12 protein-coding genes are annotated in these 11867 nt (G+C 62.7%); 9 read left to right on the forward strand and 3 right to left on the reverse strand.

Going from position 1 to position 11867, the window contains the following annotated elements; all coding sequences use genetic code 11:
- The first annotated feature begins 8 nt into the window (after nucleotides 1-8).
- The 6 genes from B7X30_RS04910 (at nucleotide 9) to B7X30_RS04935 (ending at nucleotide 5471) form a co-directional block, all read left to right on the forward strand.
- Nucleotides 9-161 (forward strand): sugar nucleotide-binding protein, encoded by a 153-nt coding sequence (locus B7X30_RS04910; RefSeq protein ID WP_286729514.1) that lies wholly within the window; start codon nucleotides 9-11, stop codon nucleotides 159-161.
- A gap of 8 nt (nucleotides 162-169) precedes the next feature.
- The gene (gene rfbA, locus B7X30_RS04915) at nucleotides 170-1057 is read left to right on the forward strand and encodes a glucose-1-phosphate thymidylyltransferase RfbA (RefSeq protein WP_286729477.1); all 888 of its coding nucleotides are present in this window, start codon (nucleotides 170-172) and stop codon (nucleotides 1055-1057) included.
- Nucleotides 1054-1617: a dTDP-4-dehydrorhamnose 3,5-epimerase gene (gene rfbC, locus B7X30_RS04920; protein WP_286729480.1), complete on the forward strand. Its 564-nt coding sequence runs from the start codon at nucleotides 1054-1056 to the stop codon at nucleotides 1615-1617. The genes rfbA and rfbC overlap by 4 nt, the downstream gene beginning before the upstream one ends.
- An 82-nt stretch (nucleotides 1618-1699) precedes the next feature.
- Nucleotides 1700-2635, forward strand: a complete 936-nt coding sequence (locus B7X30_RS04925; RefSeq protein ID WP_276709630.1) for a DMT family transporter — start codon at nucleotides 1700-1702, stop codon at nucleotides 2633-2635.
- A 126-nt stretch (nucleotides 2636-2761) separates the two neighbouring features.
- Nucleotides 2762-5335 (forward strand): bifunctional diguanylate cyclase/phosphodiesterase, encoded by a 2574-nt coding sequence (locus B7X30_RS04930; protein ID WP_286729482.1) that lies wholly within the window; start codon nucleotides 2762-2764, stop codon nucleotides 5333-5335.
- Nucleotides 5220-5471: a CZB domain-containing protein gene (locus tag B7X30_RS04935; RefSeq protein ID WP_286729484.1), complete on the forward strand. Its 252-nt coding sequence runs from the start codon at nucleotides 5220-5222 to the stop codon at nucleotides 5469-5471. Before B7X30_RS04930 ends, B7X30_RS04935 begins: the two co-directional genes overlap by 116 nt.
- Here B7X30_RS04935 and mltB read toward each other — a convergent pair.
- Complete coding sequence (gene mltB, locus B7X30_RS04940; protein ID WP_013106841.1) at nucleotides 5462-6646, reverse strand: lytic murein transglycosylase B; 1185 nt, start codon at nucleotides 6644-6646, stop codon at nucleotides 5462-5464. The two genes, B7X30_RS04935 and mltB, sit on opposite strands and share 10 nt — an antisense overlap.
- A gap of 140 nt (nucleotides 6647-6786) precedes the next feature.
- Between mltB and B7X30_RS04945 the strand changes: the two genes are divergently transcribed.
- From B7X30_RS04945 to B7X30_RS04955, 3 genes are all read left to right on the forward strand, one after another.
- Nucleotides 6787-8802, forward strand: coding sequence for a PhoX family protein (locus tag B7X30_RS04945; RefSeq protein ID WP_286729485.1), 2016 nt, complete (start codon nucleotides 6787-6789; stop codon nucleotides 8800-8802).
- Between the two features lie 146 nt (nucleotides 8803-8948).
- Nucleotides 8949-9437 carry a hypothetical protein gene (locus B7X30_RS04950; protein ID WP_156053416.1) on the forward strand — a complete coding sequence of 163 codons (489 nt, stop codon included), beginning with the start codon at nucleotides 8949-8951 and terminating at the stop codon, nucleotides 9435-9437.
- A 105-nt stretch (nucleotides 9438-9542) separates the two neighbouring features.
- Nucleotides 9543-10085 (forward strand): SCP2 sterol-binding domain-containing protein, encoded by a 543-nt coding sequence (locus B7X30_RS04955; RefSeq protein WP_013124062.1) that lies wholly within the window; start codon nucleotides 9543-9545, stop codon nucleotides 10083-10085.
- Nucleotides 10086-10162: 77 nt separating this feature from the next.
- On the opposite strand, the gene B7X30_RS04960 is transcribed toward B7X30_RS04955, so the two are convergent.
- Both B7X30_RS04960 and B7X30_RS04965 read right to left on the reverse strand, forming a co-directional pair.
- The gene (locus tag B7X30_RS04960) at nucleotides 10163-10639 is read right to left on the reverse strand and encodes a DsrE family protein (RefSeq protein WP_013106837.1); all 477 of its coding nucleotides are present in this window, start codon (nucleotides 10637-10639) and stop codon (nucleotides 10163-10165) included.
- A gap of 40 nt (nucleotides 10640-10679) precedes the next feature.
- Nucleotides 10680-11849, reverse strand: coding sequence for a porin (locus B7X30_RS04965; protein ID WP_286729489.1), 1170 nt, complete (start codon nucleotides 11847-11849; stop codon nucleotides 10680-10682).
- Nucleotides 11850-11867 lie beyond the last annotated feature (18 nt).

An 11867-nucleotide genomic window follows, 5' to 3' on the forward strand; every position in this document is an offset into this window, starting at 1 on the left:
CCGAACACGTGCAGGCCATCACCACGGCGGACTACCCGCTGCCCGCCCCGCGCCCGGTCAACTCCCGGCTGGACTGCAGCAAACTCCAAACCACCTTCGACCTGTTTCTGCCGCCCTGGCAGACCCAGGTGCAACGCCTGATCGACGAACTTCCGCTGTGACTTCCGCTATGACCCAAGCCCGCAAAGGCCTCATCCTCGCCGGCGGCTCCGGCACCCGGCTCTACCCCGTCACCCAGGCGGTGAGCAAGCAACTGCTGCCGGTGTACGACAAGCCGATGATCTACTACCCGTTGTCCGCGCTCATGCTCGCAGGCATCCGCGAGGTGCTCATCATCTCCACCCCGCAAGACACCCCGCGCTTTGCCCAGTTGCTGGGCGACGGCAGCCAGTGGGGCTTGAGCCTGCAGTACGCGGTGCAGCCCAGCCCCGACGGCCTGGCGCAGGCTTTTATCATCGGCCGCGACTTCATCGGCAACGCGCCGAGCGCGCTGGTGCTGGGCGACAACCTGTTCTGGGGCCACGATCTGCAAGCCTCACTCAAAGAGGCTCACGCCCAGACCCAAGGCGCGACGGTCTACGCCTATCACGTGCACGACCCTGAACGCTACGGCGTGGTCGAGTTCGACGCCACCGGCCGCGCCATCAGCATCGAAGAAAAACCCGCCCAACCGAAGAGCAGCTACGCCGTCACCGGCCTGTACTTCTACGACCCGCAGGTGTGCGACATCGCCGCCCACCTCAAGCCCTCGCCGCGCGGCGAGCTGGAGATCACCGACGTCAACCGCGTCTACCTGCAGCAGGGCACGCTGCAGGTGCAGACCCTCGGCCGCGGCTACGCCTGGCTGGACACCGGCACCCACGACAGCCTGCTCGAAGCCGGGCAGTTCATCGCCACGATTGAAAAGCGCCAGGGCCTGAAGGTCGCTTGCCCGGAGGAAATCGCCTTCCGCCAACGCTGGATTACTGCCGCCCAGCTCGAACAACTCGCCGCCCCGATGAAAAAGAACGGCTACGGCCAATATCTGCTGCGCCTGCTGGCCGAGGAGAAGGCATGAAGGTCATTCCCACCGCCCTGCCCGAAGTGCTCATTCTGGAGCCCAAAGTCTTTGGGGACGACCGCGGCTTTTTCTTCGAGAGCTATAACCGCAAGACCTTCGCGGTGGACACCGGGCTGGATGTGGAATTCGTGCAGGACAACCATTCCAAATCCGCCCAGGGCGTGCTGCGCGGCCTGCACTACCAGCTCGTCAAGCCGCAGGGCAAGCTGGTGCGCGCGGTCACCGGCACGGTCTGGGATGTGGCGGTGGATCTGCGCCGCAGCTCGCCGCGCTTCAAGCAGTGGGTGGGCGTGGAACTGAGCGCGCAGAACCAGCGCCTGCTGTGGGTGCCGCCGGGCTTCGGTCACGGCTTTGTGGTGCTGAGCGAAACCGCCGACTTCCTCTACAAGACCACCGACTATTGGTACCCGGAACACGACCGCAATCTCGCCTGGAACGATCCGGAACTGGCCATCGACTGGCCGCTGAAAGGTTTGCACCTGCCGGGCGGCCAGCCGAGTCTGGCCGCCAAGGATGCGGCGGCGCCCCGGCTTGCGCAGGCCGAGGTGTACGAATGAGGGCTGACTGACCGTCTCTCGGGCCCCCTTGCGGCGTGCGCTTTGTTGAGCAGATTGACGGGTGCACTGAAATAATGCGCCCATGCCTTCCAAAAGCCACTCCTTTCTTGACCCAAGCACCGTTCTTCTGCTGACCCTGCCGCCTCTGTTCTGGGCCGGCAATGCCGTCGTGGGGCGGCTGATGGTGGGGCAGATTCCCCCCATGGCGCTGAGTTTTTACCGCTGGTTGTTCGCGCTGTTGCTGGCGCTGCTCATCGTCGGCCCCGATCTGTGGCGCAACCGGGCGGTGTTGCGCAGTAAGTGGAAGTCGCTTGCCGTCATGGGCATTCTGGGGGTGGGCAGCTACAACTCGCTGCAATACGTGGCGCTGGAGACCACCACGCCGCTCAACGTCTCGCTCATCACTTCCAGCGCGCCGGTGTTCATCCTGCTGATCGGCGGGGCCTTTTACAAGCAGACTGTGGGACGGGCGCAATGGATCGGCGCCATGCTGTCGATCGCCGGGGTGGCGCTGGTCGTGGCCAAGGGCGATCTGGCGCATCTGACGGCGCTGCACTTCGCGCCGGGCGATCTCATCATGCTGGTGGCCGTGTTTCTGTGGGCGATCTACACCTGGGAGCTGCGGCAGCGGCCCCTGGGCCTGGCGCCGATGACTTCGCTGGCCGCGCAGATGATCTGGGGCGTGCTGTCCATCCTGCCCTTCATGCTGGCTGAACGCTGGATCGGCGGTCAGACGACTCATTGGGGCGGCCCGGTCTGGCTGGCGCTGGCCTATGTGGCGGTGTTGCCGTCGTTGCTGGCCTACTGGTGCTGGGGCAGCGCGGTGGGCAAGGTCGGGGCGCAGATTCCGTCTTACTTCGGCAATCTGGCGCCCTTGTTCGCCGCGCTGCTGAGCTGGTTGTTTCTGGGCGAAACCATCCACTGGTATCACTTGTGGGCGGCTTTGCTGATCTTCGCCGGGATTCACGTCGCCCTCAACGCGCGCCAGCAGCCGGTGCCGCTGGAGCAGGAATTGTGAAGTCTTTCACACAATCCGCGGCTCTTCACCGAAGTCCGGGAATGGGGCGTTGTGGTGGTTTGCCAGCGCAGGGTAAAGTGCAGCAAGCTTGAAATCCGCCCCGATGATGTCCACTGCCCCGATTGCATGACTTCCGAGCCGAACGTCAACGGCGCCTCACCCGATACCCTGACTTTCGGGATGGAGCAGCAGTCCGAGCTGCCCTTGTCGGCCTCTGGTCAGGCGCCGCAACTGGCGCCGACGCCCATCGTGCAGCGCTGGATTCGCCGCACTTACTGGACGCTGTTCATCACCTTCGTCGTGCTCGCGCTGGTCTACGCCGTGACCTCCTGGCGGGGGCAGCGCGAGATTCTCTATGGCTCGCTCGACACCAGCTCCAGTTTTCTGGTGAGCGCCACGCAGTCTTACTTCCAGGGCTTTTCGTCGGTGCTCGAAGCCACCGGCTCCGACCTTCAAGACAAGGCCGATCTGCTGCAACACCCCGAAGTGCTGCAGATTCTGCTCGAGCGCAGGCAGGCGTTGCTGCCGGGTTCGCTGTCCATCAACATCGTATCGGCCGATGGGCGTTTTCTGGGCAGCTCGCTGCGCTCGGACAAACTCCCCGATCTGCAGCACTATCCCGATCTATTGCATGCGCTGGCGCGCCTGCGCGCCCAGCCGCAAAAAAACAAGCTCATCATCGGTCGCCCCCTGATCGGGCCGCTGTTGGGTAAATGGGTGATCCCGCTGGTGCGCGAGATTCCCGCAGGGCAGACGCATCCGGCGTTCTACGTCATTGCCGCGGTCAGTACCCAGGCTTTTCTGCAACAAACCCTGGCGAACACGGCGCTGCCTTACAGCGGAATTGCCGCTGTGCTGGCGCGCAACGATGGCTATGTGCTCGCCCGCTGGCCAGCACCCAAAAAAGCGTCGTTCTTCTCCAAGCCGCAGACCGGGGTATTCGCCCAGTCTTTGACCGATCAGCCGGCGACCCCCAGTGCGCATTACAACGGCTGGGTCGCGGCGGACGGTTCGATGCGTATCGGCAGTTGGCAGCGGCTGCCGGGCTATCCCGACTTGGCGGTGGCGGTTTCGGTGCCAGGCAGTCTGCTGTGGACGCAATACCTGCACACCATCTGGCCGCCGATGGTCGGGCTGCTGCTGTTGCTGCTGTTGCTCACCGTGCTGTATCGCTACGCCACGGGCCAGATCGGCCGCGAACAGGCGCTGGCGCAGGTTCAGCAGCAGCGGCTGCGTACCCTGGCCATCACCGATCCGCTCACGGCGGTCGGCAACCGGACGCTATTGCGCGAGCGGCTCCAGGTGGCGCTTGAAACCGCCTGGAGACGTCAGGGCGAATTCGGCCTGCTCCTGCTCGATCTCGATGGCTTCAAACAAGTCAACGACGCCTATGGGCACTCGGCCGGCGATGCGTTGTTGCGCGAAACCGCGCAGCGTCTGCAGGCCATCCTGCGCGAAGGTGAAGTCATGGCCCGCATGGGCGGGGACGAATTCGCCGTGCTGCTGACGGAAGGGCTGGGCAGCGGCGAAATCGCGGCCGAAGCGGCGGCGCAGCGCATCCTCTCGGCGCTGCGCCAGCCCTTCGATCTGGGCGTGGGTCGGCAGGCGTCGATTTCGGTGAGTTTGGGCTGCGCACTTTATCCGCAGGACGGCGGCGATGCCGAGACCTTGCTGCGCCGCGCCGATCTGGCGCTCTATGCCGCCAAGGCTGCGGGGCGAGACCGCTACCTGCGTTTCAAGCCCGATTTCGAGCGCGAGGCTCAGCGCCAGAAAAATTTGCTCGAAAGCGTGGAGGCCGCTTTGCAGCAAGGGCGGCTGTCGCTCAATTACCAGCCCATCGTGGCCATCGGGGGAGACCCGGCGCGGCCCGCGGTGGTGGGCGTCGAAGCCTTGCTGCGTCTGCAGACCGAGCAGGGCGGGCAAATGGTGGCGGCCGACTTTGCCAGCGTGCTCGACCACGGACGGCTGGCGCGCGCCATCGGCCGCTTCGTGCTCGACCAGGCGCTGACCCAGGGCGTGCAGTGGCGCGCCGAGGGCTTGGAGCTGCATATCGCCGTCAATATCAGCGCCGAGCATCTTCTGGCGCCCGAGTTTCTGGACGATCTGCATCAGGCGCTGCACAACCATCCCGGTTTTCCCGCGAGCGGGCTGATGCTCGAGGTCACCGAGTCGGCGCCGCTGCGCAACCTGGAGCAGGCGCGGCAGATTTTGCAAAGCTGCCAGGATCTTGGCCTGAGCGTCGCGCTCGACGACTTCGGCACCGGCGCGGCCTCGCTCACTTACTTGCAGCAGCTTCCGGCGCAATCGATCAAGATCGATCAGTCCTTCGTGCGCGACATGGTCAACGACCCGAAAGACTTCGCCATCGTCTCCGCCGTGGTCACCGCGGCCAATCTGCTCGGGCTGGAAGTCATTGGCGAAGGCGCCGAAACGCTGGAGCATCTCTCGGTGCTGGCGGCGATGAACTGCACCCTGGCGCAGGGCTACGCCATTGCCCGCCCGCTGCCCGCCGACGCCGTGGCCACCTGGGTGCAGACCTGGGTGCGGCCCACGGCCAATCTGCGCGCCGCCGAGTTTCCTCGACGTGGCGGCGGAAAACCAGTGCCACCTCGGCCTGTGGCTCAACGGTCAAGGGCGGCTGTATTACGGCCGCGACCCGCGCTACGCGCTGCTGCTGGAGCAGCATGCCGAAATCCATGAACTCGCGCGCCAGGCCAAGGCCGCGCTCGATCTGGGCGAGCTGAACGCCGCCCGCCGCTACGGGCAGGATGTGGCCGAGCTCAGCGCCATCGTGCTTGCGGGCATCCGCCAGCTCAGCGCCACGCCTCAGGATTGAGCTGCCGCCGCAGCAGCAGCCACTACCTCGCCCAGCTCGATGACCGCCAACGCGTAGAACGCCGACTGGTTGTAGCGGGTGATGGCGTAAAAATTGTCCGTGCCCAGCACATAGTCGGGCGCGGCGTCGGCATTGGGCAGTTGCACCACGGCCAGCTTGCCCGCATAGGCGCGGGCCTGCGGCAGCAGCGGCAGGCCCATTGCCACGAGCTGGTCGGCGGTGAAGGTTGGCGTAATGTCGGGCCCGAGCAAGGTGTCGAGACTGGCTTGCGGCAGATCGGGCGGCAGTTGCAGGGGGAAGTGCGCTGGCTGGCCGCGCACCCAGCGCTTGGCGGCCAGGTAGCTGGCCACCGAGCCTATGGCGTCTGCCGGGTCGGAGATCAGATCGATGCCGCCGCCGTGGTCGAAGTCCACCGCATATTTCAAGATGCTCTCGGGCATGAACTGCGGCATGCCGATGGCTCCCGCATACGAGCCGCGCACCTGCAGCGGGTTGCGTGCATCTTGTGCGCACCACTGGAAAAAATCGCCGAGCTGCACGCCGAAGTAAGCGCTGCGGTCGCGTGGCGCTTGCGTGGGGTAGCGCAGCGCCAGGGTGGAGAGCGCATCGACCACGCGGAAGTTGCCCATATTGCGGCCGTAGATCGTCTCCACCCCGAGGATGCCCGCGACGATGTGCGGCGGCACGCCGTAGCGCTCCTGCGCTCGCTGGAACCACACGCCGAATTCCTGCATGAAGTCACTGCCCGAGCCGATGCGCAGACTGTCGAGAAACCGGCTGCGGTACACCCGCCAGTTTTTCTTGCCCGGCGGCCCCGGCAGAATGAGTCGGGCCACCGTGGCGCTGTATTGCGCCCGGCCGATCAGCCGCGCCACCAGGGCTTCGGGCAGCTTGTTGCGCTCCACAATGCGCGCAATCAAGGCCTGTGCGGCGCCGACATTCCAGTCGCCCAGTTGGGCCGAAGACAGCGCTGCGGCTGGAGCCACGCTGCTCGCGCCGGGAAGCGGCGCGGACGCACCAGCGCTTTGAGCCAGGGCGGCAGGGGGCAGCAGCGCGCCCAAAGCCAGTCCGGCACCGGCGTGCAGGCAACGGCGGCGGCCCATATTGCCGGGAGGGAAGGGGACTTGCGGGAGTTTGAACATCGCAGCGGGCAGCGAGCAGAGCAATGCCGACATGTTCGCACGATGGAGCTTTGCGCCGGACGCAAACGCGCAGGGCGCGGCAGACGATTCAACATCTTGTCACATTTGGACTGTAACTTTTCGTTTTCAGCCGTAACGCTATTGTTGTCGGCCCTTCCCTGATGGAGTTCAAGATGTCCCAATCCCCAGCCAATCCTTCACGACGCCAGGCCCTGAAGCTGTTCGGTGGCGCGCCTTTGCTGCCGCTGGGCGCCGGCCTGGGCGGTTCCGCCCTGCTCGCCGCCTGCGGTGGCGGCTCGACGGCGGCCACTGCGGCCACCGCCACCCCCACGGCCGCAGCCTTCACCGCGATGGCCGCGCCCGGCATCGCCGACCCGGCGAGCATGGCGACGACCAACGTCGCTTCGGCGCTCAAAGTGGCCTACAGCGACGGCAGCAGCCAGACTTACCAACTTGGTTATCAACCGTTTTTCATCACTGGCCAGCAAGTACCCAACGCCAATGGCGGCACACTGATCGCCGGCAGCTACTTCGACATCAACGGCAAGCCCATCATGGATAACTCCGTGCCAGCGTCGGCACGCCAGTTCTTCTCTGACGCCCCCGACGGCACGACGCTGCTGACGGTGCCGGGCGCGAAGGTGGCTGGGGTGAAGGGCAACACCGTGTTCGCCGTGGTGCAGTTCGAATACACCAGCCTGGATCAGGCGGGCGTCTCGGCCTACGGCAAACTGCCATCGCCCATTGCCGTGCTCACCCTTGACCAAGACCCGGCCACCGGCAAGCTCAGTCTGGTGAAATATTTCAACGTGCCGACCGCACCGGCCAATGGCCTGTGGATCACCTGCGGCGCCAGCTTGTCGCCCTGGGGCACCCATCTGTCCAGCGAAGAATACGAGCCCGACGCCGCCTCCATCGCCAAGAACACCCAGTTCCAGGCCTTCACCACCAATCTGTACGGCGACGCCGCCGCGGTGAGCGATCCGGTCAAGGCCAATCCTTATCTTTACGGCCATCTGCCCGAAGTTACCGTCAACGCCGACGGCACCGGCACGGTGAAAAAACATTACTGCATGGGCCGCATTTCGCATGAACTCATCCAGGTCATGCCCGACCAGCGCACCGCGCTGATGGGCGACGACGCCACCAACGGCGGCCTGTTCCTGTTCATCGCCGATAAAGCCGCCGACCTGTCGGCTGGCACGCTATACGTTGCTCAAGCAACGCAGACCAGCGCCCCGGGTGTGGGCACCGGCACCTTCACGCTGAAATGGGTGAACCTCGGCCATGCCACCAGCGCGGAAGTGCTGGCGCTGGCGCAGGCCGCGGCGCAAAACGGCGGCACGCCCAGCATCATGGACGTCAAGACCACCGACCCGGTCGATCCCGCCTACACCCAGGTCTGGCTGGGCGGCAAGAAAAACTGGATCAAGCTCGTTCCGGGGCAGGAAAAGGCGGCAGCCTTCCTCGAAACCCACCGCTACGCCGGGCTCAAGGGCGGCACCATGGCCTTCACCAAAATGGAAGGCACGACCGTCAACGCCAAGGACAAGATCGCCTACTCCGCCATGTCCTATATCCAGTCGTCGATGGTCGATGGCTCGATCCCCGGCTTCAAAGTCGCCGGGCCGAAGGCCGGTGCGGTGTACGCCCTCAACCTCAAGGCCGGGCAAGTGGACACCAGCGGCGCCGCGATGAACAGCGAGTGGGTGCCGGTGGACATGGCTGCGCCTGCCGCGCTGGTGGGCGAAGACCTGGCCACGCCCGATGCCTTGGGCAATCTCGCCAATCCGAACAAGATTGCCAACCCCGACAACATCAAGTTCTCGGAAAAGCTGCGCACCCTGTTCATCGGCGAAGACAGCGGCATGCACGTCAACAACTTCCTCTGGGCCTATAACGTCGATACCAAGCAACTCAGCCGCATCCTCTCCACCCCGGCGGGTGCCGAGAGCACTGGCTTGCAGGGCGTCGATAACGTGAACGGCTGGATGTATGTGATGAGCAACTTCCAGCACCCCGGCGACTGGGAGATCAAGACCGTCACCGCCAACGGTGTGACCAATACCACCGGCCTGCACGCCAAGGTGTTCCAGACTCTGGAGCCGCTGATCGACAAGAACTACGAAAACGGCTATGGCGCTGCCGTGGGCTACATCACCGGCTTGCCGCAGACCACCAAAGTCTGAGCATCCCGCAGACGTTTCATCCAGGCCCGCCGCGTGCGGGCCTTTTTTCTGCGGGTTCATCCCGGTACTCCCGGGACTGTGGCGCAGCGTGTTGCGCGATCAAAACCAAGGAGACCGGTGCGGCGCCCAAGTCGCACCCGAAGGAGATGTCTGCTGAATTGCCGCTCGACTGGATACTGGAAAAAACGCCCAAGGGTCGTGAAGAACTCGCCACCCGTGCCCACCATCTCCTGCCCGGGCAGCGCAATCTGCTCATCATGGCCGATGGCCATCGGCCGGTGGCCGAGTTGCTCAAAGCGGGCGCCGACCCCGAGCGCTGTCTTCTAGCGCTGCGCGGCTTGCTCGATGAGGGCTATCTGGTGCGCAACGCCGCCGCGTCTCCCTCAGTTGCGCCCGTCTCCTTGTTTGCCGCCGACGCGCCGCAGCAGACCCCCCACGGCCTGCTCATCGCCCTCGTCGAAGAACAGTTCGGCGCCCAGGCCGCGCGGCTGGTGCAGAAAATCGAACAACATCCCGACACCCCGGAAGGCCGCGCTGCCGCCGTGCAAGCCTGCGTCAAATTCATCCGCTTGTTCATCGACGAGAAACAAGCACAAGCCTTCGCTCAGCGCGCGCAGGAGCTGTTGCCTGACTGACCCTTCCGCTTGAAATCCAGCCTGTCGCCGTGTCGTCGCGCCACGGCAGGGCTCCATCACCATCCCCTGCGCGAGTGTTTCAAACCCTCTTGGAGACAACCCTACATGAAAACACTGTTCAACCCCCGCCGTTCGCTGCAAGCCCTCGGTCTGGCCGCCGGTATGGCCCTGTCCTGCGTGTCGGCCACAGCCTGGGCCGACACCCCGGTGCTGATGTCACCGCAATGGGCCAGCGAAGCCTGCACCGCCTGGAACAACACCCCCGAGCTGACCAACGGACTCAAGGGCGAGTTCATGCACGACGACAAAGGCCGCGGCTACAAGCTGGTGGAGATGTACCGCACCGATTGCGGCAAGGACACCGCGGTTGAACTCAAGTTGCAGTTGCAAAACGACAAGGCCATGTGCGTCTCCGGCGGCGCGCCCACCCTCAAGCCTAATTTCGATGTCGACTTTCTCATGCACGCCAACACCAAGCAGTGGGAAGAAATGGGCAAGGGCGAATACGGCCCGATGAAGGCCATGATGTTCGGTCGCCTCGAATTCCAGGGGCCGAAGATGGTGGCCATGCGCGCCATGGACCCGTTCTCCTCTTTCCTGCTGCTGGTCGGCAAAGTGCCGGGCAGCACGGCCACCTGCCCGAAATAAGCAAGAGGTGCGTTTCACGCGCCTGAAATCAAAAAGACAGGGACGCAGTGCATCCCTATCTTTTTGATGTGCCTCGATCATAGACCAGGCTTCGGTGCTGAGGGATGGATATACGCCCACCCTTGCGCTTCCCGAATGGTGATTTCTCCCATTCCGGACGGCACCACAGTGATGAATGGATATAGATCCTTGCGATCCACATGCAACTCGCGCAAGGTATTGGCACATTGCGCTAACAGCACGCCCTGCTGTTGCAGAACTTGCAATTTTTTCTCAAAACCATTGTTCTTGACGTAGGCGGCGAATCCCTGGGCGTTGGCGATCAACTCGACCTGGACCTTGCCTTTGAGCCTGGGGTCATGGAGCAGGTTTTCTATATTGTTGATGGTCTTTTTGATAGCGCCTGGACTACCGGAGTCGATCTGGAAGATCGCACCGTAGTGCGACTGCGTGGCGATTGCCGGAACCGTATCCTCAGCGTGTGCCAGACCGGGCAAGAATGCAAATGTAGTGAGCGTTGCGCCAACAAGCGCACGTCGGATGAACATGTTCATGATGTTTCCTTGGACAAAGTGGGTAATGGCGCTGGAGCCATCAGAAGAAATGACGCAGGCCGATGGTTAGACCACTGGCACTCGCGCCGCCAACGGTTCCCTGTGCGGTGAAACCGTTATCGCCAACATACAAATCTGTTGCCGAATCGTTGCGGATGCGTGAATACGATGTATAGATGTTCGTCCTCTTGGAGAGCGGATAAAGATAACCAATGGCCACTTGCGTTGCAGTGGTGTCAGATTTGTTCATGTCACTGCGCCTGGAAATTGAAGCCAGAAATTTCCCTCGCGGCAGGGGAATAGTTGCGCCAAGCATCCATATTTTCAAATCCGGTACGAAATGTCCTGCCGCATAGGGCAGACCATCGCCGTATTTTTCGTCAGAATAAAGTGCAGTCAGTTTGGCGACGGAAAAATCATATCCACCATAGAGCTGGACGACTTCATTATTGAACGAGCCCTGTTGGGTGAGCGTTGCAGCTGGACCGAATTCCCAGGCCAGTGCAACATAAGGATTAAATTTGCTGCCTGCGCTGTACGGATGGTTATTTTTTAGATAATCAATTCCAGCGGTAAATTTTTTGGATTCATAATCCACGTTCAGTTCATAAGACTGTCCCTTTGAGAAGCTTCCGGGCTGTCCACCAAATGCGTAGAGCATGGCGGCCGTTAGCCCGCCAAAATCGGGAGTCCGGTATCCAACAGCCTGCGAAAATCGAACGTAGTTATAGCCTGCGGGGTCGATGTTTTTCACAGCCCCAGTCATCCCTGTCATGAATGGATCGATCTTGACGAGATTGTCATAATTCAGACTGTAAAAGCGACCGGCCTTAAAAACGCCATAGCGGCTTTTTAACCCCAGCAGGCTGAGGCGACCCATGAACCCCCCACCCGAGCAAACACTCGATCCCACGGCACTGTTATCCCCCTTGTATACGAGGCTGCCTGGAAACGAATTGGTGCCGTTTCCACAAAATCCGGTTTCGACATCAAAAAATGTTTGCAAACCCCCTCCCAAATTTTCCTGTCCTCGTATCCCGATCCGGTCTGTGGATTGCACGCCGGAACCGAGCCGGTTCAGGCTGGTGTTGTCATAGGTCAGCCTTTCAATGCCCATGTCAATGACGCCGTAGAGCTGGGCACCCTCCTTAGCGTGGGCCATTTGACAGCATGCCCCTATGACTACAGCTGCCATGATGCTTTTTTTCATGCAATCTCCTCCTTGATC

Source organism: Thiomonas sp. 13-64-67, from assembly GCF_002282795.1.
Classification (GTDB): Bacteria; Pseudomonadota; Gammaproteobacteria; order Burkholderiales; family Burkholderiaceae_C; genus Thiomonas; species Thiomonas arsenitoxydans.